The 22,824-nt window shown below is 61.7% G+C and carries 22 protein-coding genes and 1 tRNA gene; 11 read left to right on the forward strand and 12 right to left on the reverse strand.

All coding sequences use genetic code 11. From position 1 onward, the window contains the following. Positions 1-87: 87 nt before the first annotated feature. The 3 genes from EWM57_RS12925 to EWM57_RS12935 form a co-directional block, all read right to left on the reverse strand. Positions 88-570, reverse strand: coding sequence for a hypothetical protein (locus EWM57_RS12925; protein WP_129921570.1), 483 nt, complete (start codon positions 568-570; stop codon positions 88-90). Positions 571-702: 132 nt separating this feature from the next. Next, complete coding sequence (locus EWM57_RS12930) at positions 703-1,560, reverse strand: (Fe-S)-binding protein (RefSeq protein ID WP_129921614.1); 858 nt, start codon at positions 1,558-1,560, stop codon at positions 703-705. 148 nt (positions 1,561-1,708) lie between these two features. Continuing rightward, complete coding sequence (locus EWM57_RS12935) at positions 1,709-3,097, reverse strand: (Fe-S)-binding protein (RefSeq protein ID WP_129921571.1); 1,389 nt, start codon at positions 3,095-3,097, stop codon at positions 1,709-1,711. A 169-nt stretch (positions 3,098-3,266) separates the two neighbouring features. Here EWM57_RS12935 and EWM57_RS12940 point away from each other — a divergent pair. Beyond that, positions 3,267-3,339, forward strand: a tRNA-Phe gene (locus EWM57_RS12940). 82 nt (positions 3,340-3,421) lie between these two features. Here the strand turns inward: EWM57_RS12940 and EWM57_RS12945 are convergent. After that, a complete protein-coding gene (locus tag EWM57_RS12945) occupies positions 3,422-4,468 on the reverse strand; it encodes a LacI family DNA-binding transcriptional regulator (protein ID WP_129921572.1) in 1,047 nt (348 codons plus the stop codon). A gap of 555 nt (positions 4,469-5,023) precedes the next feature. Here EWM57_RS12945 and EWM57_RS12950 point away from each other — a divergent pair. From EWM57_RS12950 to EWM57_RS12980, 7 genes are all read left to right on the forward strand, one after another. Further along, positions 5,024-5,707 carry a hypothetical protein gene (locus tag EWM57_RS12950; RefSeq protein WP_129921573.1) on the forward strand — a complete coding sequence of 228 codons (684 nt, stop codon included), beginning with the start codon at positions 5,024-5,026 and terminating at the stop codon, positions 5,705-5,707. Positions 5,708-5,847: 140 nt separating this feature from the next. Further along, positions 5,848-6,837: a hypothetical protein gene (locus EWM57_RS12955; protein ID WP_129921574.1), complete on the forward strand. Its 990-nt coding sequence runs from the start codon at positions 5,848-5,850 to the stop codon at positions 6,835-6,837. A 75-nt stretch (positions 6,838-6,912) separates the two neighbouring features. After that, complete coding sequence (locus EWM57_RS12960) at positions 6,913-8,691, forward strand: OmpA family protein (RefSeq protein WP_129921575.1); 1,779 nt, start codon at positions 6,913-6,915, stop codon at positions 8,689-8,691. Between the two features lie 122 nt (positions 8,692-8,813). Continuing rightward, on the forward strand, positions 8,814-9,590 hold the full coding sequence (locus EWM57_RS21175; RefSeq protein ID WP_165370508.1) for an ABC transporter permease: 777 nt from the start codon (positions 8,814-8,816) through the stop codon (positions 9,588-9,590). Positions 9,591-9,643: 53 nt separating this feature from the next. Next, positions 9,644-10,468, forward strand: coding sequence for an ATP-binding cassette domain-containing protein (locus tag EWM57_RS12970; protein WP_129921576.1), 825 nt, complete (start codon positions 9,644-9,646; stop codon positions 10,466-10,468). A gap of 73 nt (positions 10,469-10,541) precedes the next feature. Continuing rightward, positions 10,542-11,906: a sigma-54-dependent transcriptional regulator gene (locus EWM57_RS12975; protein ID WP_129921577.1), complete on the forward strand. Its 1,365-nt coding sequence runs from the start codon at positions 10,542-10,544 to the stop codon at positions 11,904-11,906. Positions 11,907-11,943: 37 nt separating this feature from the next. Continuing rightward, positions 11,944-13,428: an ATP-binding protein gene (locus EWM57_RS12980; RefSeq protein ID WP_129921578.1), complete on the forward strand. Its 1,485-nt coding sequence runs from the start codon at positions 11,944-11,946 to the stop codon at positions 13,426-13,428. 9 nt (positions 13,429-13,437) lie between these two features. On the opposite strand, the gene EWM57_RS12985 is transcribed toward EWM57_RS12980, so the two are convergent. Beyond that, positions 13,438-14,619, reverse strand: a complete 1,182-nt coding sequence (locus EWM57_RS12985) for a DnaJ domain-containing protein (protein ID WP_129921579.1) — start codon at positions 14,617-14,619, stop codon at positions 13,438-13,440. Between the two features lie 109 nt (positions 14,620-14,728). On the opposite strand from EWM57_RS12985, the gene EWM57_RS12990 reads away from it, so the two are divergent. Genes EWM57_RS12990 through EWM57_RS13000 form a run of 3 tightly spaced genes read left to right on the forward strand, consistent with a single transcriptional unit; the run spans position 14,729 to position 16,642 of the window. Next, positions 14,729-15,106, forward strand: a complete 378-nt coding sequence (locus EWM57_RS12990) for a phage holin family protein (RefSeq protein ID WP_129921580.1) — start codon at positions 14,729-14,731, stop codon at positions 15,104-15,106. 8 nt (positions 15,107-15,114) lie between these two features. Further along, the gene (locus EWM57_RS12995; RefSeq protein WP_129921581.1) at positions 15,115-15,897 is read left to right on the forward strand and encodes a hypothetical protein; all 783 of its coding nucleotides are present in this window, start codon (positions 15,115-15,117) and stop codon (positions 15,895-15,897) included. Further along, complete coding sequence (locus EWM57_RS13000; protein ID WP_129921582.1) at positions 15,875-16,642, forward strand: geranylgeranylglyceryl/heptaprenylglyceryl phosphate synthase; 768 nt, start codon at positions 15,875-15,877, stop codon at positions 16,640-16,642. The genes EWM57_RS12995 and EWM57_RS13000 overlap by 23 nt, the downstream gene beginning before the upstream one ends. Before the next feature lie 91 nt (positions 16,643-16,733). Here the strand turns inward: EWM57_RS13000 and EWM57_RS13005 are convergent, their stop codons facing one another. The 7 genes from EWM57_RS13005 to panC form a co-directional block, all read right to left on the reverse strand. Further along, positions 16,734-17,657 carry a helix-turn-helix domain-containing protein gene (locus EWM57_RS13005; protein WP_129921583.1) on the reverse strand — a complete coding sequence of 308 codons (924 nt, stop codon included), beginning with the start codon at positions 17,655-17,657 and terminating at the stop codon, positions 16,734-16,736. A gap of 157 nt (positions 17,658-17,814) precedes the next feature. Next, complete coding sequence (locus EWM57_RS13010; RefSeq protein ID WP_129921584.1) at positions 17,815-18,954, reverse strand: acyl-CoA dehydrogenase; 1,140 nt, start codon at positions 18,952-18,954, stop codon at positions 17,815-17,817. Between the two features lie 210 nt (positions 18,955-19,164). Next, positions 19,165-19,863: a zinc metallopeptidase gene (locus EWM57_RS13015; RefSeq protein WP_129921585.1), complete on the reverse strand. Its 699-nt coding sequence runs from the start codon at positions 19,861-19,863 to the stop codon at positions 19,165-19,167. Between the two features lie 12 nt (positions 19,864-19,875). Further along, on the reverse strand, positions 19,876-20,364 hold the full coding sequence (rfaE2, locus tag EWM57_RS13020) for a D-glycero-beta-D-manno-heptose 1-phosphate adenylyltransferase (RefSeq protein WP_129921586.1): 489 nt from the start codon (positions 20,362-20,364) through the stop codon (positions 19,876-19,878). Further along, positions 20,351-21,400, reverse strand: coding sequence for a lysylphosphatidylglycerol synthase transmembrane domain-containing protein (locus tag EWM57_RS13025; RefSeq protein ID WP_129921587.1), 1,050 nt, complete (start codon positions 21,398-21,400; stop codon positions 20,351-20,353). Before EWM57_RS13025 ends, rfaE2 begins: the two co-directional genes overlap by 14 nt. A gap of 85 nt (positions 21,401-21,485) precedes the next feature. Continuing rightward, entirely contained in the window at positions 21,486-21,833 is a 348-nt protein-coding gene (gene panD / locus EWM57_RS13030) for an aspartate 1-decarboxylase (RefSeq protein WP_129921588.1), read from the reverse strand. 70 nt (positions 21,834-21,903) lie between these two features. Then, the gene (panC, locus tag EWM57_RS13035; protein WP_129921589.1) at positions 21,904-22,755 is read right to left on the reverse strand and encodes a pantoate--beta-alanine ligase; all 852 of its coding nucleotides are present in this window, start codon (positions 22,753-22,755) and stop codon (positions 21,904-21,906) included. Positions 22,756-22,824 lie beyond the last annotated feature (69 nt).

Consider the following 22,824-nt stretch of genomic DNA (forward strand, 5'->3'; position numbering starts at 1 on the left):
GAAGGCCCTGAATCTGGCCAACTTAAGCCTAGCAATAATACTAAGTTTACCCATGATTCCTGCTAGCAGGGGAAATTTTTGCGGGCGCTAGAAATATTTTGCCAGCCAGGTCGTTGCGGCCGGCGCCGGCCAGGCGCGCTGGAGCTGCGCACGCTCAGCCACTGTATTATCAAAATATAGCGTTTCTGCGGTCAAAACGCCGTCAGCTACGGCCTGCCGCAACCCGGTCCGGCCGATGAGCTGCACCTGCCCGTTGATGAGAAAGGCCAACTGGGATTTTTCCAGCAAGTCCACGCCCAGCTCCTGCTCGACTTCGCGCACAAACCGCACCGACGCATCGATGGAGCAGCCGCTGGCGTCGGCCACGGCCTCGTTGAGCCCAATGACGAGAAACTGCTGGTGCAAGATGGCTGCCGAAGCCTGCAGGGCCCGCCCATGGCTGGTCCAGGCTTCGGCAAAACGCGCCAGGGCGGGCTGTAGACCGGCAACTTCGGTTTCGGTGAGTGGGCGGCTGGCCTGGTAAATCCAGATGCGGGCCGAGGCGGGTAGTTGGTCGAAGGGAACGAACATGGGGTCTTGGGGGCTTAGGGTCTTGGGAGCTTGGCTCACGGTCGGCAGCCAATACGAACTCCCACCTTCTGCAAAGAAACAGCCCCGCCGGGAAGTTCCGGCGGGGCTGCACTACAAAGTAATTAAGCGGGCTTAGGCGTTCAGGCCCTCGGCCGTGGCAATGAGCTCGGCAATGTCGAAAACCTGCACCGTGGACTCCCGCTCCTTGTTCTTTACCCCGTCGCTCATCATGGTCATGCAGAACGGGCACGATACGGCGATGATGCCGCGCTGGTCGTTGCGGGCAGAGGGCGTGGCGCCGGCGTTGCCGCTTTCCACGCCGTAGAGGTTGGCTAGGGCGGCCGCGTTGCCGTCGAGCGTGGCCAGGGCTTCCTCGGTGCGCTCCACGTTGATGTCTTTTTTGCCGGGCTCGGGCTCTTTCCACATCTGGGCGCCACCGGCGCCGCAGCACAGGCCGTTGGCTTTGCTGCGCTTCATTTCGACCAGGTCGGCGTCGAGGGTGGCCAGCACGTCGCGGGGCGCTTCGTAGATGTTGTTGGCCCGACCCAGGTAGCAAGAGTCGTGGAAGGTGATGCGCTGGCCCTTGAACTCGCCGCCGCCCGACACGCCCACGCGGCCCTCGTTGATGAGCTGCTGCAGGAAGGTACTGTGGTGAATAACGTCGTAGTTGCCGCCCAGGGCGGGGTATTCGTTCTTAATCGTGTTGAAGCAGTGGGGGCAGGCCGTCACGATCTTCTTGATGCCGTAGCCCTCAAAGGTGGTAATGTTCTGCACGGCCTGCATCTGAAACAGGAACTCGTTGCCGGCCCGCTTGGCCGGGTCGCCGGTGCAGGTTTCTTCCATGCCCAGCACGGCGTACTTCACGCCCACGTGCTCCAGAATCTGCACGAAAGCCCGAGTTACGCGCTTGTACCGGTCGTCGAAGGCCCCGGCGCAGCCCACCCAGAACAGGATTTCGGGCTCCTCCCCAGCCGCAGCCAGGTTGGACATGAGGGGAACGTTGATGGGGCGCTTGGCAAGTTGCTCAGCCATATTATCTAGTTGACAGTTGTCAGTTGTTAGTTGTCAGGTGGTGCCGTCAGTTCTGCTTGTTATTGTCTGTTTCCTGACAACTAACAACCAGCAACCGACAACTCCTTTATGCTTTTTCGGTCACGAACAGGTCGTCGGCCCAGTTGAAGCGGTCGGAGGGCGAAAAAGCCCAGGGCGCGCCGTTATTTTCGATGTTGGAGAACATCACGTTGAGCGAGTTCGGGGCCGCCGACTCTTCCAGCACCAGGAAGCGGCGCATTTCGATGATGCTTTCCAGGGGGTTGATGTTCACGGGGCAGGCTTCCACGCAGGCGTTGCAGGTGGTGCAGGCCCAGAGCTCCTCCGGGGTCACGTAGCCGCGCAACAGCGTGTGGTTTTCCTTGTCCAGGGTTTCCTGCTCGGCGTGCTTGGCCTCGGCCCCGTACATGTTGGGATGAAAAATCAGCGGGGAGTTATACTTCTCCTCCACCCGGTCGCGGGTGTCCATGATAATCTTACGCGGCGAGAGCAGCTTGCCGGTCAGGTTGGCGGGGCACACCGAGGTGCAACGTCCGCACTCGGTGCAGGAGTAGGCGTTGAGCAGGTTGGTCCAGGCCAAGTCATTCACGTCCTTGGCTCCAAACGGCGTAGGCGCCACGGCCGAGCCGTCGGGATTGGTAGCCGGGGCCGGCACCACGTACGAAGGATCCATCATGGCCTTCACCTCGTGGGTGATGCTGTCGACGTTCGAAAACTGGCCCTGGGGCACCAGCCGCGAGTAAAACACGTTCGGAAACGCCAGGATGATGTGGAAGTGTTTCGAGGAAGGCAGGTAGTTCAGAAAGCACAGGATGCCGACAATATGAGCCCACCAGCCCACCCGTTCCAGCACTTCCAGCGCCGCTACGCTGCTCGGCAGCAGGCCCGTCAGCAGGCTGCTGATGGGGAACGTGCCCGGCAGGTCGACGCCTTCCAGCTGATGCAGCTTCAAATCGGAGGCATTCATGGTGAACAACGCCACCATCAGAATCACCTCGATATAGAGAATCACGTTGGCATCGAGCTTGGGCCAGGCCCGCAGCTCGGGGCCGGTGAACCGGCGCACGGGCGGCTTGGAATTGCGGCGCCACCAGAACGCGGCTACGGCAAGAATGACCAGCGCCCCCAGGATTTCGTTGGTCGCCATCAGCACGTTGTAGAGAGGGCCGAGGAAGCTCAGCGCCCGGTGGGTGCCAAACAGGCCATCAATCATGATTTCAATCACCTCGATGTTGATGACCAGAAAGCCCACGTACACGACTAGGTGCAGCAAAGCGGGCGTGATGCGCTTAAACATCTTCTGCTGGCCGAAGGCCACGAGCAGGGTCTTGTTGAGCCGTTCGCTCACGTTGCCGGACATATCCCGGTCGCGCCCGACGAGGATATTGGCCCGAACTTTCCGGGCCTGCCACACAAACAGGCCGAAGCCGGCCAGGGCCACCAACAGAAACAGGAGGTTTTGGATTGAGAAATGCACGGGATGGGGTAGGTTTGGGGATCAGTCCGAAATATACTCGGTATGCATAACAAATTACGGATTTTCGGCCGGAAAGATTTTTTTTTCAGCCGAAGTCTTGCAGGACCGATTCGGATTACTACTTTTGTGCTCCCCAACGGTTACAACGGCCTTCGGGGAACCAAGAGCTGGTAATGTAGCTCAGTTGGTAGAGCACAGCACTGAAAATGCTGGTGTCGTTGGTTCGATTCCAACCATTACCACAAAAAGCCCTTCTGCACCGCGCAGAAGGGCTTTTTTGTTTTATACCTTTTCCGCTCCAACGACCCGGCAGCTGGCGGCAGACTACGGGCTCGTAACCAGCTGCGCCCGGTGCTGCGAGGACTCCCGGATGATCAGTTCGGGCTTGAGCAAGATGTGGGGCGGGGTATACTGTGGGGTACGTTTAAGCAGTTGCAGCAGCAGGCGCACGGCGGTTTCACCCATCTGCTCGGCCCTTTGGTCGACGGCGGTGAGGCGGGGCTGGGTCATGGTGGTGAAGGGCTCATTGCTGAAACAGGCCAAGGCAATATCCTGGGGCACGCGGATACCCCGCTCGTGCAGCACTTCCAGGGCACCCACTACCGGGAAGGCGTAGGCGGTGAATACGCCGTCGGGGAGAGTATCGAGTTCCAGCAGCTGCGCCATGCCGGTCCGGCCGGCGTCGCGGGTCAGGCTCGGCAGCGTAAATACCAGCGCTTCGTCGTAGGGCAGGTCGTGGGCCAGCAGGGCTTCGCGGTAACCCTGGTAGCGGTTGCGGCTGGTGTTGAGGTGCTGGGGGCCGGCGAAGTGGGCAATGCGTCGGCAGCCCTGCTCCACGAGGTGCTTCACGGCCTGGTAGGCGCCCTGCTTGTCGTCGAGGATAACGGCGGTGCTGTTGGGAAGGTCGGGCACCCGGTCGAAGAACACGAGCGGGGTGCCCTGCTGGCGGACCTGCTCGAAGTGGGCCGTTTCGCCGTAGGTGGAGGCCGAAATCGAAATCAGAATGCCTTCTACCTGAGCGGCCAGCAGGGTTTCAATGTTTTGCTTTTCCCGGTTCAGGTCTTCGTTTGACTGGCACATCATCACCTTGAAGCCGGCCCGGCTGGCGACCTTTTCGATGCCGTTCATCACGGCCGGGAAGTAGTAGCCGTTGATGTGGGGCATGATGATGCCGAGCGTATTGCTGCGGCCCTTGCGCAGGGCGGCGGCCAGGTTGTTGGGCAGGTAGTTGAGCTCCTGGGCCAGCTGGCGCACGCGCAGCTTGGTGGCCGCGCTGATTTCCCCATGGTCGGAGAGGGCGCGGGAAACGGTGGATGGGGAAAGCCCCAGCGCTTTGGCCAGATCAGTTATGGATGCCCGCCGGTTTGCCATCTTGAGGTTCTTTTTAAGTGAAGCCCGACAGGATGTTCGGGCGCTCCGGCTTTCCTTCCACTGCCCGGATCCGCCCGGCGCGCAGTAGCACACGGCGGAGTAGCCAAGCAGGGTTTCACCCGCCGCCGGCAACCGGCCGGGTAGCGGCCAGAACGTGGGCAAGCAGTACTTCAGGGCCTACGGGTGGGAGACTTTCGGCAGAACGAGCTCTAATAATCCGGTAATTTTCGGCATTCTCAAAATAGCGTCCGGCCGACCCGGGTTTGACTCACCGCAGGCGGCCGCCTCGTTCGGGAAGATTAACGCGGTGGCGGGCGCCCTCCCGTGGCGCGGAAACTCCTGCTACTCGCCGCCCAAACCGCCCGTTTTCTTGCTGTTATAGAAAAACCGTCTTTCCATTCTGAAAAAAAGCCCGCCTTTCCGGTAGTCCGGAAGGGCGGGCTTTTTTATTAAAATCCTGTCAATCAACATTTTATATATATTTCTCGAATTTTTCAGCGGAAGCGGCATCGGTATTGGCATTAGGTCGGGGTCACCAACACAACCTCTGCTCCCATGTCCATCTTCGATAACCTCGGCAAAGCGGCCAAAGACTTCTTCATCGAGGAAGGCGAAGGCCAACCCGCTCCGGGCCAAGCGGCCCGGCCCCTCCCCCACCCGACTGCTACCGCCACGCCCGGCCCCACGCCGGCGGCTTACGCAGCGGCGCCGGTCGTGACCCAGCCCGAACAGCGCCACCTCGACCACATCAGCGGGCTGCTGGCCGGCGACGGCAAAGACTTCGTGGCCTTCGTGAAGATGGTCAAGAGCATGGGGGCCAGCGGCCTGACTGGCCCGATTCTCTACCAGACGGCCTTCAACGCCTTTACCGCCGTGACCGGCCAGGACCTGCCCACGCTGCTGGCTTCGGCGGAGCAGTTTGAGCACAAGCTCGTGGCCGACCGCAACAAGGTGCTGGAGCGCCACCAGGAAAAGCTGGGCGACATCCGCATCCCGAATGCCGCGCCCGGCTCCATCGTGCAGCTACTAAGCCAGGAGCAACAGCTCCAGCAGGACCTGGCCGAGCTGAGCCGGCAGCTGGAGGATAAGCGTCAGCTCCTGCTTACCACCCAGCAACAGCTCCAGCAGGAGCGCCACAAGGCCCAGTCGTCGCTGGCTTCCTACGAGCTGGCCAACGCCACGGCCGCCGCCGAGCTGCACGCCCACCGCCAGGCCACCAGCTCCTTCCTCGCCCGGTGAGATGGTGAACTGGTGAGATGGTGAGTCTGACCGTCCAGTGACCCCAACGGCGCCAACAGCCCGCTTCCCTCACCCCAGCTACTCTCTCCCAAATTCTCCCGCACGACAACTCTCCATCTCACCTTCTCACTATTTCACCGATGAACACGCTTCTTCCTTCTGACAACACCGACGCGCTGCCCAAGTGGCAGCAGCCGGAAAAAGTAGCCGGCTGGGTTTTTCTGGCCGGGGCCGCCGGCGCGGCCGTGTACTTCTGGGGCCAAATCGTGCCCTTCCTCGTGGATATCGTCTTCGATACCGTCAAGCTCGGCATTGGGCTGGGCGTGTTGTTCACGCTGTTTCTGCTGGTCACCAACAAGCGGATTCAGACGGGACTGTGGTACGCCGGGCAGCGGATTCTGCGCACGGCCGCCGGCATCTTCGTCAACACCGACCCCATCGGCATCATGGAGGACTACATCAAGAACACCGAGCAGGAAGCCCGGAAGATGGACGCCGAAGTCGGCCACATCGAAGGCGCCCACGAGCTGGTGAAAAAGAAGATGGCCGCCAACGACGCCCAGATGAAGGAGTACCTGGCCCTGGCCGACGCCGCCACTCGCCAAAACGAGAAGGACATGGCCGAAAGCTACGCCTCCCGCGCCGCCCAGCTCCAGGACTACAACCAGCGCCTGACCCCGATGGCCACCACCACGGCCAACGTGACGGTGGTGATGCGCCAGATCCTGAAAGCGGCCCTGCGCCAGATTGACGGCTCCAAGTTCAAGGTGAACCTGCTCAAGGACGAATATGCCCTGGTGAAGCGCACCTCCTCGGGCATGCGGGCCGCCATGAACATCCTGCGCGGCGACCCCGACAAGAAGTACTTCTTCGACTTGGCCACCGACCGGGTAGCCCAGGACATGGCCCAGCAGCTCGGCCAGATCAAGCAGGCCATGCGCTACAGCCAGGAGTTCGTGAAGGAAATGGACATCCAGAACGGGGTGATGAGCGAGAAAGGCCAGCGCCTGCTGGAGAAATACCAGAAGGGCGAATTCAACGCCGTGCTCAACGACAAGCCCGCGGCTACCTCAGGCCTCGCCGCCACCCTCCAAGCCTCCAACGACGCCTATTCCTCTTTGCTGGACTAGGCATTCTGCTCCCGAACGGCGAACCAAGTCCGGTCTGCCGAACCAACAACCAACAACGAAAAACCAACAACTAACATGACTCCGCGCGGTAAAATTGTAATCGGAGCCCTGATTGTGGCGCTCCTGTACTTCGGCATCAACAAGCTGGTTTCCAGCGGGGCCGTCTTTAAAAAGGCCGACACCCAGTCGGTGCTGCTGAACTCCATTGAGCTGCCTACGGTGGCGGCCGGCTCCCGGACCAACGTGGTGGTGCCCCTGGCCCCGCTGCCCGGCACCACGCCCGCCGAGAAAGGCACGCCCGTGACCTGGGAGATAATGGCCTGGAACTCGCAGATGGCCGGGATGCTGGCCAACGGCGGCCCCCGCACCACCCAGAGCTCCAGCATGGCCGCCAACGGCGTGGACCTGCAGATTGTGCGCCAGGACGACGTGGCCAAGATGCAGGCCGACCTGGTGAAAAACGCCCTGGATCTGCAAACCAACCCCGAAACGCCCGGCCTTATCGTCAGCATCATGGGCGACGGCCTGCCGGCCTTCTCGGCGGTGCAGAGTCAGCTGGCCAAGACCGGCACGGGGTTGCAGATTCTGCCCTACAGCTGCGGCAAGAGCTTCGGCGAGGACAAGCTGATGGGTCCCCAGGAGTGGCTCGACAACCCCAAGGCGGCTCTGGGCAAAACCATTGCCTGCTACCTGCGCGACGGCGACCACAACATTGCTTTAAAATGGTGCGCCGATAACGGCCTGAAAGTGAACCCCGACGAAACCACCTACGACCCCGAGGCCGTGAACTTCATGGCCGCCTCCGACTTCCTGGTGGCCGCCGAGAAATACATTTTGGGCAAGCCCGAAAGCCGCACCAAGATTGTGAAAGGCAAAAACACCGGCGTGAAAGTAGACGTGGTAGCCGACGGCGTGGCCACCTGGACGCCCGGCGACGTGAACATCGCCAAGCAGAAAGGTGGGCTCGTCAACATTGTGAGCACCAAGGACTACTCCAACCAGATGCCCAACATCATGGTGACCACCAAGCGCTGGTACGACGCCCATCCCACCGAGGTGCAGGGCATTATGACGGCCCTGGCCGTAGCCGGCGACCAGGTGAAAAGCCACCCCGAGGCGCTGGAGCGCGCTGCCGACATCTCCGCCGCCGTCTACGGCGACCAGGACAAGCCCGGGGCCTACTGGCTGAAGTACTACAAGGGCGTGAGCGAGGCCGACCGCAACGGCAACGTGGTGGAGCTGGGCGGCAGCAAGGCCTTCAACTTCGCGGATAACCTGACCTTGTTCGGCCTGGACAATGGCGGCACCAACATCTACGCGGCCGTCTACAAAACCTTCGGCGACGTGCAGAGCAAGCTCTACCCCAAGGAGCTGCCCACCTACGTGCCCCTGGAGCAGATGCTGGACCTGACCATCCTGAAAAAGCTGCAAAGTCAGTATAAGGGCAAAACCATTGCCCCGGCCGAAACCCAGCAGTTTGCCGACGACGACGAAATCCGCCGCAGCGTGAGTAAGCGGGCCTGGAACATCGAGTTCAACACCGGCCAGAGCTCCTTCACCCCCGCCGCCGAGCGGCAGCTCAGCCAGCTCTTCGACGACCTGGTGGTGGCCGGCCGTCTGAAAGTAGCCGTGCACGGCCACACCGACAACGCCGGCGACCCGCAGCGCAACCAGCAGCTCTCCGAAGACCGGGCCCTGGCCGTGGAGCACTGGCTCGAAGCCAAGAGCGCCAGCGCCTTCCCCGCCGGCCGGGTGCAGGTGTACGCCCACGGCGCCACCGAGCCGGTAGCCAGCAACAGCACCCCCGCCGGCAAAGCCCAGAACCGCCGGGTGGAAATCGTGCTCGGCAACTAACAGTGATATGGTGAACTGGTGAACTGGTGAACTAGTGAGTTGTCCTTCCGCTGGCGCAAGCCGCGCCGATAGTCCCGCCAGAACATCAAACTCACCAGTTCACCATCTCACCATCTCACCATATGAAAACCCTGTTTACCCCCAACGCCCAGCCGCCCCGCGCCACGTTTCTACTGATGGTGGCCGGGCAGGGGCTGGTGCTGCTGCTGCTATGGCTGTTTTACCCGCTCCGCCTGTTTCCGTCCCTGGGCGAAGTCTTCCGCTCCCTCGGCGACTTAGTCACGACCCAGGGGCTGATTCAGGAGTTGTGGGCCAGTATGACTACGGCCCTGCAGGCCCTGAGCGTGGCGACGATGCTGGCCCTGCTGATATCGTACCTCACGGCCCTGCCCTTCTTCCGGCCCATTGCTTACGCGGCCTCCAAGATGCGCTACCTGACGCTGACGGGCCTCACCTTTTTCATGGCCTTGATGCTCAGCTCGGGCCACCAGGTGAAACTCTCGGTGCTGATTTTCGGGGCCACAGTGTATCTGGTTACGGGCATGACCAGCGTGATTCTGACTACCACCCAGGAGGAAATGGACCACGCCCGCACCCTGGGCATGAGCGAGTGGCGCAGCTTTCTGGAAGTGGTAGTGCTAGGCAAGCTCGACGAGATGCTCGAAGTGGTCCGCCAGAACTTTGCCATCATCTGGACCATGATTACCCTAGTCGAGACCTTGTACCAATCCGAGGGCGGCATCGGGCTGCTGCTCTACAAGCAGAACCGCTACCTCCACCTCGACGGCGTGCTGGCCATCCAGCTCGTCATTCTGGCTACCGGCGCCCTGCAGGACTACGTGTTCGTGCTCCTGCGCCGGGTGTTCTTCCCCTACTCCGTGCTGACGGCCGCCAAGTAAGGCTTCCAGCCGAACGTCAACTCACCATTTTCCAAGTTCATCACTTCCCCGCCATGTCTCCCTACTCCTATAAAGAACCCGTTCTGACCCTGGAAGGCGTTTCGATGAGCTACCACGGCGAAGTAATTCTGCGCGACATCGACGCCCAGGTCCTCGACGTGGTACGGCCGGGTATGAGTCAGGGGCAGGTCGTGGGGTTCTACGGCCGCTCCGGCATCGGTAAGTCGGTGCTCTGCCGCATCATGGCCGGGCTAATTACGCCCAGCCAGGGCACGGTGCGCGTGGGCGTGGAGCAGCAGCCGGTGGTGCCCGGCACCGTGGGCTTCGTGCAGCAGCGCTACCCCCTCTTCGACCACCGCACCCTGCACGACAACCTGCTGGTCGCCGCCCAGCGCAAGCACGCCCCCGCAGCCGCCCGGGAGCAGGTGGAAACCTACCTGGAGCGCTTCTGCCTGACCCAGCACCGCAAAAAGTACCCGGCTCACCTCTCCGGCGGCCAGCGCCAGCGCGCCGCCATTGCCCAGCAGCTGCTCTGCTCCGACCACCTCATCCTGCTCGACGAGCCCTTCTCCGGCCTTGACGTGGCCATGATTGACGAGCTCAAGAAAATCATCGTGGAAGTCACCACGATGGACGAGCTGAACACCGTTATCATCATCTCCCACGACATCCAGACTACCACCGCCCTGGCCGACCGGCTCTGGCTACTCGGCTACGAGCGGGACGCCGCCGGCCAGCTCAGTCCCGGCGCCACCATTGCCAAGGAGCACCAGTACAACCTGGCCGAAATGGGCTTAGCCTGGCACGAAAACGTGGAAGCCGAGCCGGAATTCGGCCAGTTTGTGGAGCACATCAAGGAGGAAATCCGGCGGAGTTAAACTGAGTGGTTCTGCCACCTTCGCTCTAAAGTTCTTAGCTCTACTTTTGCTCTGAACCCAACATTCCCCATCCATGCCCACCGGAACCCTGCTCATCATCGACGACGAAGCCCGCCTGCGGCAGCTGCTGGCCCGAGTGCTGGAGCTGGAGGGCTACGTGGTGCTCCAGGCCCCCGACGCCACCCGCGGCCTGGAGCTGCTGGGTCAGCACGCCGACGATATCCTGGTGCTCGTCTCCGACGTGAAGCTGCCCGACGGCCACGGCGTAGACCTGATTCCCCGCTTCAAAGCCAAAGCCCCCGAGGCCGAAATCGTGTTGCTCACTGCCTTTGGCACCATTCCCGACGGGGTGCAGGCCATGAAGGCCGGCGCCTTCGACTACCTGACCAAGGGTGACTTCGAGCAGCAGCTCATTGTGGTGGTGGACCGGGCCGCGGAAAAGGCCCGCCTGCGCCGGCGGGTGCTGGAGCTGGAGCGGCGCGTGGGCCAGCAGTACCGGTTCGAGTCGATGGTTGGCGAGTCGGCGGAGCTGAAGCGTACCCAGCAGCTGGCCCGGCAGGTGGCACCTACCGGCAGCACCGTGCTGCTGGAAGGACCCACGGGCTCGGGCAAGGAGCTCTTTGCCCAGGCCATCCACCAGGCCAGTGACCGGGCCTTGAAGCCCTTCGTGGCCGTCAACTGCTCGGCTTTCCCCAAGGACTTGCTCGAGTCGGAGCTGTTTGGCTACAAAAAGGGCGCCTTCACCGGGGCCCTTACTGACAAAAAAGGCCTGCTCGAAGAAGCCAACGGCGGCACGCTCTTCCTCGACGAAATCGGGGAGCTGGAACTCAACGTGCAGGCCAAATTCCTGCGGGTGCTCGAAACCCAGAGCTTCACCAAGCTCGGCGACACCAAGCCCACCTCCGTGCACGTGCGCCTCGTGGCCGCCACCAACCGCAACCTGAAGGCCGAGGCCGCCGAGGGCCGCTTCCGCCCCGACCTCTACTACCGCCTCTCGGTGTTTACCATCACGGTGCCCCCGCTCAAGGCCCGCCCCGCCGATGTGGCTCCGCTGGCCGAGTACTTTTTGCAATATTTCGCCGCCAAGCTGCAAAAGCGCCTGCCCGGCCTCGACGCCGAGTGCCTGCGCCTGCTCCAGGGCTACGACTGGCCCGGCAACGTGCGGGAGCTCAAGAACGTGCTGGAGCGCGCCGCCATCCTGGCCCCCGCCGATGCGCCCCTGTCCGCCGACTTTCTGCCCGACGAGTTTCACGCCCGCCCCCGGGCCGCGGGCCTCACTGCCAACCCCGACGACGAAAGCCTGCGCGCCGTGGAAGCCCGCCACATCCAGCGCATCATGCTGGCCCTGGCCGGCAACAAGCCCGAAGCCGCCCGCAAGCTCGGCATCGGCCTGACCACGCTCTACCGCAAGCTGCAGGAATACGGGCTGGAGAGCTAGGTGTCCCTCACGCATTACCCTTCTCGCCTGCTAAGCCATGAGCTTAAAGAATAAAATCCGCCTCAGTGTGTTTCTGCTGCTTCTGCTCCTGCTGGGACTGGGCGGCTACGCTTTCGTTACCATCAGCTACCTCGAGCACGGGGCTGCTGGCCTGGAGCAGGCTGATTTCAACGTGGCCCGGGGTACGGTACTGGCCTTTTTACTGGCCGGCACGGCTGTGGGCGTTACCATGATGGTGCGCCTGCCCCGCATCGTGGTGCGTCCCCTGCGCCGCCTCACCGTGGACATGGAGCGGGTAGCCGGGCCGGGCACCACCACTCGGGTAGCCGTGGGCAAGCGCGACGAGGTGGGCACGGTGGCGGCGGCCGTCAACCGGGTGCTGAGCCAGGCCGAGGATGAACGCCGCCTCACGCTGGCCGAGCTGTTCGTGGAGCGCAACCGTATGGAAGCCCTCGTGCGCAGCCTCGACGAAGGTCTGCTCCTGCTCGACGAGAAAGGCGTTGTGGTGCTGGCCAACCCGGTGGCCTGCGTGCTGGTGGGCGTGCCGGCCGCGGAACTGCTGGGCCGGTCGGCGACTGAAGTGGCCCGTACCAACGAAACCATCCGGGCCCTGCTCGAGCCGCTGGCGGCCCACAACCTGGCCGGCGACAACGTGCCCGACCCGGTCTTTACCTTTCCCCACCAGGGCCGGGCTCCGCACTACCAGCTCAGCATTAGCCCTATCGAAGCCGTGGTGCCCACGCCGGGCAAGCCAGCCGCGGGCGGCCATATTCTGTGCCTGCGCAACGTGTCCGACTTCAAAAAGCTGGACCAGGTGAAGTCAAACTTTCTGGCCACTATTTCCCACGAGCTCAAAACGCCCCTGGCCAGCATCAACCTCAGCCTGATGCTGCTCCAGGACGACCGGACCGAGCCCGAGGAGCGTCAGCGTATTGCCGGCGGCATCCGGGAAGAAACCCAGCGCCTGCTCCAGATGGTGGGCCAGCTCATCGACGTATCCCGCCTCGACGCCGGGGCCGACATCAAGCTCAATGTCCAGCCCGTGACGCTAACCGACGTGGTGCGCTACGCCATCGAAACCGTACGCCCCCAGCTCGGCGACAAGCAGCTGGAGCTTGAAACTCAGCTGCCCGACACGCTGCCCACGGCCCAGGCCGACGTGGAAAAAACCACTTGGGTGCTCATCAACCTGCTGGCCAATGCCATCCGCTACTCCCCCCACGGCGAAAAGCTGCTGCTGCGCGCCGTGCCCTGGGGCGACATGGTGCGCGTGAGCATCCACGACCACGGCCCCGGCATTGCCCCCGAATACCATAAACGTATCTTCCAGCGCTTCGCCGAGTTGCCGGCTGCCGCGGGCCAGCGCCAGGGCAGCTCGGGGCTGGGGCTGAGCATTTCCCGGGAGTTCATTACCGCCCAGGGCGGGCGGCTCTGGGTGGAAAGCACCGCGGGCAAGGGCAGCGTGTTTCTGTTTACCCTGCCGCTGGTAGCCGCTCCCGAAACCGAGCCCGCCGAAGCCTAAGCCCGGGCGCTACCGGCAGTTGCGCAGCTTATCTTCCACCTTGAACAAGTAACCCAGGCTCCGGGCCCGCCGAAAAAACTCGCAGGCCGCGGTGGGGTTGCCCTCCTGCTCGGCCAGACAGCCCAGCAGAAAGTGTACCTGCCCATTCTGCGGATTGTTTTCCAGCACCCGCCGGTAGTCGGCGCGGGCGGCCCCGTAGTCGCGCTGCTTGTAATAGGCCAAGCCCCGGTAGGTGAGGTACTTCAACGACAGGGGTTGCTGGGCCGTTAAGCGTTGGCGCAGGCCAGTGGTAAAATCCTGCACCGCGTCCGGAAAGACGTGCAGGCCAAACAGCCGCAGCTCCCCCCGGGCCAGCCAAGCCGCGCTGAGCGTGGAATCCAGGGCCAGGGCCCGGGTTAGGTTGAGCTCGGCCGAGTCGCGCTGCTGCAGGCTGGTCTGGCACTGGGCCAGCCGGTAGAGCAGCCCCGCCGTTTCGCCCACCGACTTGCTGTCGTTGAGGGCGGCGTAGTAGTCGGAGCGGGCGGCGCGGAAATCCTGGTACACCAGCTGTTCAATCTCGCCCCGCCGCCGCCGGGCTTCGCTGTAGCGGGGCTTGAAGTGGATGGCTTCGGTCAGGAAGCTGTGGGCCCGGCTCCACTCCCGGCGGGCGTAGGCCTGCACCCCATCTTCGTAGTTGCTGACTGCTGTCACGTGGTCCATGGTCACCTTCACCGACAGAATAAAGAGCAGCAGCAGCAGCAGACCGCCCGTGAGCAGGTAGTCGCGGCGGGTGAAGCTCGCGCGCTTTTTGGGCATGCGCTGGTAGTGCCGCTCGGCTGAGCCGGCTGGCCGCCGGGTGCGCAAAGGGGCCGGCGGGGGCATCGGCACCCCGTACACGTGCTGGCCCTGGGGCCGGTACTGCTGCTGGCGGCGGGCTTCCTCGGCCCGCCGCCGCTCCTGCTGGAGCTGAAAGTCGTAGGTGGCCCGGCGGCCCGCATCCCCGAGCACGTGGTAGGCGGCCGTCACGGCTTTGAACTGCTCTTCAAACTGGGTGCTACCGCCGTGCTTGTCGGGATGGAAACGCACGGCTAAACGCTTGTACGCCAGCTTAATTTCCGCCGCCGGAGCCGTGGCTGAAACGCCCAGTACCTGATAATGATTTTGACTCAAAGCGCGGCAGTATATAGTAAAAGTAACGCCTTTTTCAGACACGAACCCTTCTTTCCCGTATGGAAAGGTCGGTTCGAAAAACTACGGCCTCCGCCGATTTTCGGCCCGTCCGTTCTAAACATTGTTCTCCGCCTTTCTTCTCCCCCGCCGTATGGCTTACGACGACGACGCTACCAAAACTCCCCGCAACGACAGTATTGTCGGCAACCTGATGGGCTACCTCGACACGCGCATCGACCTGGTGCGCCTCGAGGCTCAGGAAAAAGTGAAGAACGCCTTCGTGGGCACCGTGCACGGGGCGGCCATGGGCTTTATCGGGCTCATGTTCCTGATTTTTGTGAGCATTTTTGCCGGCCTGGCCCTCAACAGCGCCCTCGACAGCCCGTACTGGGGCTTCGGCATCGTGGCCGGCTTCTACTTGGTGCTGCTCATCATCTTTTTGGTGGGTGTCGACAAGAAGCTCTTCCAGGGCGTGGCCGACAAGCTGCTGAACAACACCATCTACAAATCCGACAAACGTCAAGCATAACCTAACCTATGGCTGAGCTGCACAATCCGCTGTTCGAAGACGAAAAGGAGTTCCTGGAGCGCCAGAAGCTCGAGTACGAGCGGGCCCTGCTGGGAGACGTTGATAACATCAAAGAAAATGGCCAGCAGGTGGGTAAATACGCCCTGATCGGCGCCGGCCTGGCCGGCAGCATCTGGCTGATTGCAAAAGCCTTCGGCAAGAAAAAACACGCCGACGACGAAGATGATTTCGAGGCGGAGTACGCCCGTCACCGGGGTCGGCCGCGCAAAAAAACGCATAAGGGCGCGCACTTCGCCCCTGTCCACACCGAAGTTGATACAGCCGTGGCCGATGACTTGGGCTTCGGGGCCGGCCAGCACCAGTACGACCGGGGCCGCACCGCCTCCACGCACGCCACGCACGCTGCCCACGAGCGGGCTCACTTGGCACCCGACGTGTACCATACCGATGCGCCCGAGGAGTTTGCCTCTTACGATGCAGCCCCGCGGCCAACCCGGCACGCCCCGGTACCCTACACCGCGGCGGCCTACGAGAAGCCGTCGTCGGAAGCGGCTAACCTGGCGGCTTCGGCCTTGCAGTCGTTTCTGCAGTCCGACACTGGTAAAATGCTCATTGCCCAGGTTTCGGCAGTTCTGATGGCTTACGTGGCCAAAAAAGTCGGGGAATATTTACCTATGATCAAAAATCCCGACCTTGCGACTTCTCCCGCTTACGCTACCACGGAGCCGGAGACCAAGGATATCGACTTTACGTACCACGAAGAAGCGGATGCGCCTCACCAGCCTCTATGAAACCCTAAGTAAGCGTCGCGCACGCGGCCAGAAGTCTCTGGCCGTGCTGCTCGACCCTGACAATCTGGACGAGGCGGGCTGCCGGCACCTGTTGGCCCTGAGCGAGTCGCACGCTGTAGATTACTTTTTTATGGGCGGCAGCCTGGTGATGAACTCTCGCCAGGCGTCGCTCATTCGTTTGATTAAGAGTCTGAGTGCCATTCCGGTACTGCTCTTTCCCAGCCACAGCCTCCACCTCGACACCCAGGCCGACGGCATTCTGTTGCTGTCTCTGATTTCGGGCCGCAACCCCGATTTTCTGATCGGACAGCACGTTATTTCGGCCCCTCTGCTGCGCGCCAGCAACCTGCAGATTCTGCCCACCGGCTACATGCTCGTTGATACCGGACGCCAAACCACGGCCAGCTACATGAGCGGCACCACTCCGCTGCCCTACGACAAACCCGGTATTGCGGCCTGCACGGCCATGGCCGGGGAGCAACTAGGTCTGCGCCTGATGTATCTCGACGGCGGCAGCGGCGCCATGTACCCCGTGTCGCCGGCCATGATTCGGGCCGTCCGCCAAGCTGTAGATACGCCATTAATTGTGGGCGGCGGCATCAACACGGCCGAAAAAGCCCACGCCACCCTGGCCGCCGGCGCCGACGTGATTGTGGTGGGTAACCAGATTGAAAAAGCCCCCGAGTTTCTCGGCGAAGCCTCTAAAGTGGTTCGCACATTCAACGCTGTGCTCGACATTGCCTAAGCTTTTCCGGCAGTAGACGGCCATGAACAAACAAAAGCGGCTCCTCAGATGAGGAACCGCTTTTGTTTGTTGAGGAATGCGCTGGCGCAGCCTAGATGTTCATGGCCGATTCGCGGCGGCGCATTTTGCCGGCCGGAATGCCAAACATCATCTTGAAGCGGCGGCAGAAATAGGCCGTGTCTTTGTAGCCCACCTCTTTGCCGATGTCACGGATGCTCTTCTTGGTCGTGCGCAGCAGGAACACGGCGCGCTCCATGCGCTGGTATTCGATGTAGTCCTGGGGATTGATGCCGGTCAGCATCTTGAAGTACTGCCCCACGTAGTCTTCCGATACGTTGGCCACGCTCGAGAGTACTTTGTTCGACAGGTCGCCGCCGATGTTCTCCTTGATGTAGTTGAACAGGTCGATGAGGCGCGGATCCTTGAAGTAGGTGCTGTTGGTAGCCAGCTGCTCCACAAACATCTTGTTCTTGAGGATGTAGCGCACGATTTCCACCACGATGTTCTCGGTGTAAATCGTGATGAGGCGCTCCCGGCCGGGCAGTTCCTGCATACTTTCCTCCACCACCTTAATCACCAGATTGGCCAGCTTGGAGTTGCCGGTAATCAGGAAGGCGGGCACGTCGAGGGAAGCGAAGAAGTTCACCGAGTCAAACACCTTGGCCTCGAAGCTCACGTGGCTGTGGCTTTCCTCGGCGTCCCCGATCAGGTCGAGGTCGGCGTTGGAGTGAAAGAACTTGTCCTTGTTGCTGATCAGATCATCGTTGGTGATGCTCTTGCCCGCCGACTCGCCGTAGCTGACCTTGGTCGCTCGGCCGCCGGGGATAAACAGCATTTCGCCTTCTTCCACAACTTGCTCTTCGTCGCCGAAGGCAATGCGGCCCTTGTGCAACAGAATGAGGTTGTTGCCTACGTCATAATAATTACGAACCGTAAAAGGCTGCTGCAGAACCAGATTCTTCGCCTTGATGTAACGGACACCAAGCGACTCAATTACTTTATTATAATCTTCCATATTCGGGGGTGGTTTGGGTGCTGGGTAGTGGCCAGTCAAATTGGAGGGCTGACTTAGACAATGCAAAATAACATATAAAAATTCACAAAAAAGAAAAACCCAGCCAAAAAATGGCTGGGTTAAATGCAATGATTCTGACTTTTAGGCTATTCGCTCGTTATTTCAACAATTCCCGAGAGATTACAATTTTCTGAATCTCCGAAGTTCCCTCGTAAATCTGGGTGATTTTGGCGTCCCGCATCATGCGCTCGACGTGGAATTCCTTCACAAAACCATATCCACCGTGGATCTGTACTGCTTCAACGGCCGTGTCCATGGCCGTCTTGGAAGCGAACAGTTTGGCCATGGCCCCGGACTTGGCGTAGTCGGCGTGGTTATCCTTGTCGTTGGCGGCCTGCAGGCACAGCAGACGGGCGGCATCGATGTTGGTGGCCATGTCGGCCAGCTTGAACTGAATGGCTTGGTGCTTGGCAATTTCAACGCCGAATGCCTTGCGCTCCTTCGAGTACTTCAGACTCAGTTCCAGGGCGCCCGAGGCAATGCCGAGGGCTTGAGCGGCAATACCGATGCGGCCACCAGCCAGCACCTGCATGGCGAACTTAAAGCCGAAGCCGTCCTCGCCGATGCGGTTTTCCTTGGGCACCTTCACGTCCGTGAACATCAGGGAGTGCGTATCGGAGCCGCGGATGCCGAGCTTGTTTTCTTTCGGGCCCACCACGAAGCCGGGGGTGTCGCGCTCCACAATCAGGGCGTTGATGCCGCGGTGCTTGAGCTCGGGGTTGGTTTGGGCAATAACGAGGTACACGGAAGCCGAGCTGCCGTTGGTAATCCAGTTCTTGGTGCCGTTGAGCAGGTAATGGTCGCCCTTGTCCTCGGCGGTGGTGCGCTGCATGGTGGCATCCGAACCGGCCTCGGGCTCCGAGAGGGCGAAGGCGCCAATCATCTCACCGGTGGTGAGCTTGGTCAGGTACTTCTGCTTCTGGTCCTCGGTGCCGTATTTCTCCAGCCCCCAGCACACCAGCGAGTTGTTCACCGACATGATAACGGAGCAGGAAGCATCCACCTTGCTGATTTCCTCCATGGCCAGCACGTACGACACGGTATCCATGCCGCCGCCGCCGTACTCGGGGCTCACCATCATGCCCAGAAAGCCCAGCTCGCCCATCTTTTTGACTTGCTCGGTGGGAAACTTCTGGTGCTCGTCGCGCTCAATAACGCCAGCCCATAGTTCGCTCTGGGCAAAATCACGGGCGGCCGCCTGCACGGCGAGTTGTTCTTCGGTGAGTTGGAAATTCATATGATAAAACAGGCTTGGGTGGGAATGAACGGGAGCCGCGGGGACGCGGCCGGGGATTGGCCGCAAAATTAAGCCGTGCAGCCCGCAGAATAAGCAGGTGGCCCGGATTTTTTCGGCAATGCCCTAATTATGAGCCTCGCCGCCGGACCAAACGATAACCGCCACCCCGGCAGCCCGGAATGGCGGTTGTACTTGGCTAAATAACCAGGTTTAGCGCCGGTCGCGGCCGCCCAGGAAGATGCTCACGTAGTAGAGCAGCGTAGCCAGGGAGCTGATGGCGGCTACCACGTAGGTCATGGCGGCCCACCACAGGGCATCTTTGGCCATGGCATGCTCCTGGGGAGTCACAATGCCGCGCTTGTCGATCCAGGCCAGGGCCCGGCGGCTGGCGTCGAACTCAACGGGCAGCGTGACGAAGCTAAACAGCGTGGTGATGGAAAACAGGGCAATACCTACGCCGAGCGGAATCAGGCTGGTGCGCAGCATGAATACGCCGGCCATCAGAATCCAGGGCATAAACGTGGATACGCTGCTGAGCATGGGCACCATGGCCGAGCGAAACTGGAGCATGCTGTAGGCCGTGGCGTGCTGCACGGCGTGCCCGCACTCGTGAGCGGCCACGGCGGCGGCGGCGGCATTGCGGGCCTCGTACACGTTTTCGCTGAGGTTGACGGTCTTGTCGGCCGGGTTGTAGTGGTCGGTCAGGCGGCCCTCGACCGAGATAACGCGCACGTCGGTGATACCGTGGTCGGCCAGCATAAGCTCAGCAATCTGCCGACCCGACAGCCCCGACTGCAGCCCCAGCTGGGAGTACTGCTGGAACTTGCTTTTGAGGCGCCACTGAATCAGCCAGCTTGCTAGCATCGCCAGGATGACGACGAAGTAGATGGGGCTTGCGTTATAGTACATGGTGGAAAAGGCTTAGGAAGTGAAGAGACGCTGGACGCGCTCCACGATGCCGGTCGTGCTGTAGCCAGCCACGAGCGGTACGGTGAGCACCTGTCCACCGTTGGCTAACACCAACTCGTGACCCACAATTCCACTGATCGGGTAGTCGTCGCCCTTCACCAAGATGTCGGGTTTGACCAGCGTAATCAGTTCCAGCGGCGTCGGCTCATCGAAGAGCACTACGGCATCCACAAACAAAAGCGACGCCAGAATCCGGGCCCGTGACACTTCGTCCTGCAACGGCCGGCCGGGCTTGAGGCGGCTCACCGAAGAGTCAGTGTTCAGGCCCACCACCAGCGCGTCGCCGAGGTGGCGGGCCTTTTCCAGGTAGTCGACGTGGCCCAGGTGCAGCAGATCGAAGCAGCCGTTGGTGAACACCACTTTGCGGCCCTGCTCCCGCCATTGCGCCAGGGTGGGCAGCAGTTGCTGCCGGTCGAAAATCTTGTCTTTACTCCACAGCATCCGTGACAACGGCTAAAGGTTCGGTAGCCAGCTGCCGCACCGAGCGGCCCGACTTAATCATGCTGGCCACAAAGCTGATGCCGCCCATGAGCACCACCAGCAGGGTCTGGGAGCCGTGCACAACCAAGGCGTAGGCAATGCCGGCTTCCTTGGAAATGCCGTAGACGAGCAGAATGCCCTGCACCATAATGTGAAACGGACCGATGCCGCCAGCCACCGGCGCGGCCATGCCAAAGGCCCCGAAGGTAAGTACTGCCAGGCCGGCGCGCATATCCAGCGAGTACGTGGCCGGAAAGCACTTGAAGGCCAGGTAATCCATCAGGTAGTAGACCAGCCAGGTGAAGAAGGTGTGGAACAGAAACAGGGCCTTGTTGTCCATCTTCAGTACGCTGAAAATGCCCGCCAGCAGCCCTTTCACGAACACGACCATCTTGTTGAACAGCGCATTCTGGCGCAGGCGCTCCAGGTTGCGAAACAGCGCGTAGGCTAGGCCCAGCAGCAGCAGCAGGGCAATGCCGGCCGCTACCAGCAGGGGTGTGCGGTTGCGGGCCAGCGCATCGTAGCGGCCGGCCAGCACTTTGTCAGTGACAAACGACCAGAATGTGTTGTAATCCAACAACAGGGTGGTGCCCAGCAAGCTCAGCAGCACCAGCACGTCGATGACCCGCTCGGTGACGACCGTACCCAACGCCACCTGCACCGGCACCTTGCTGGTGCGCTGCAGCACCGAGCAGCGGATGACCTCGCCCATGCGCGGCAGAACCAGATTGGCCAGGTAGCCCACCATCATGGCGTGGTACACGTCCCAGTACGCAGTTTTCTGCTGAGCGGCCCCCAGCTGCATCTTCCAGCGGTAGGCCCGGCTGAAGTAGCCCAGCACCGACAGCAGCATCGTCACAATGAGCCAGGTGTAGTTGGCTTCGCGCACGTGCCGGCCGATGCTGCTCAGGTCCTGGCCCTGCACGGCGTACCACATCAGCAGCCCCGACACGGACAGCAGCAGGGCGTACTTGAGAATATTAAACAGGGTCTTCATGCAGCAGCAACGAGGAGCAGGGCCGCCGGCCACCGGCCGGCATTCGAAAATAAACGCTTAGTACGCAACCAACGCCGGGCCGGACTTAGACCAGCCGGTTGTGCTGGTCCGGGAAGATAACCGTTGGCTTGTGGGCCCGGGCTTCGGCAAAGTCAATCAGGGCGTAGGAGATGATGATGACAATGTCGCCGACGGCCACGCGGCGGGCGGCGGGCCCGTTCAGGCACAGCGTGCCGGTGCCCCGCTCCCCGCGGATGGTGTAGGTTTCAAACCGCTCCCCGTTGTTGACGTTGACGATGGTGACCTTCTCGTTTTCGACCATGTTGGCCGCGTCCAGCAGGTCTTCGTCGATGGTGACGCTGCCCACGTAGTGCAGCTCCGCCTGGGTGACTTTGGCGCGGTGAATCTTCGATTTGAGGACCTCGATATGCATAAGTAAAAAGGGCTGAATTGGGGCCGCAAAGGTAGCTAAATCCACCCGAACGGCCCGCCCGCCGCCTTGTTTACGCCGGTACTACCAGGTTGTCGATTAGGCGCACGCCGCCGAGCTGGGCCGCCACGCACAGCGCCACCGTTTGCCCCGCCTGCACGGCCCCGCTTACCGGCTGCAGGGTCTGGGCATCTACCACCTCAAAGTACTCGAGACTGATGCCGGGTGAGGCCGCCAGGTGTTGCGCGGCGGCAGCTTGCGCCACTTCGGCCGGCTGCCCCTGGGCCAGGGCGGCGGCGCCAAGCACTAGGGCCTGGTGCAGCTGCGGGGCCATGGCCCGGTCGGCGGGGCTCAGCCGGCGGTTGCGCGACGACATGGCCAGCCCGTCAGCTTCCCGTACCGTGGGAAAGGCCACCAGATCCAGGTCGAATGACAAATCGGCGGTCAGCTGCCGGATGATGGCGACCTGCTGCAAATCCTTCTGGCCGAAATACGCCCGGTGGGGCCGGCTGAGGTGAAACAGCTTGCTGACCACCGTGGCCACGCCGTTGAAGTGGCCGGGGCGGTGGGCGCCTTCCATCACCCGCTCCAAGGGGCCAAAGTCGAAGGTCAGCACCGTGGGCCGCGGGTACATCTGCTCGACTGAGGGCAGGAACAGCACCGTGCAGCCGGCCGGGGCCAGCAGGGCCGCGTCGGCATCGGGCACGCGGGGGTACAGACGGAAATCGTCGGCGTTGTTGAACTGGGTCGGGTTGACAAAAATGCTTACCACGACCACGTCATTCTCTTGGGCGGCGGCCCGTACCAGCTGCAGATGGCCTTCGTGCAGGGCGCCCATGGTGGGCACTAAGCCAATGCGTTGACCGGCCTGACGCCATTTTTCCGTGCGGGCTTGCAACTCGGCCGCCGTTTGCAGTATCTCCATAAATGAGTAGTCTGCGGAGAGGGTCCGCAGGGGTGGTTGGTTGATAATTCGCTCAAAAATGCTTAATTT

This window comes from Hymenobacter persicinus (assembly GCF_004167665.1).
Taxonomy (GTDB): domain Bacteria; phylum Bacteroidota; class Bacteroidia; order Cytophagales; family Hymenobacteraceae; genus Hymenobacter; species Hymenobacter persicinus.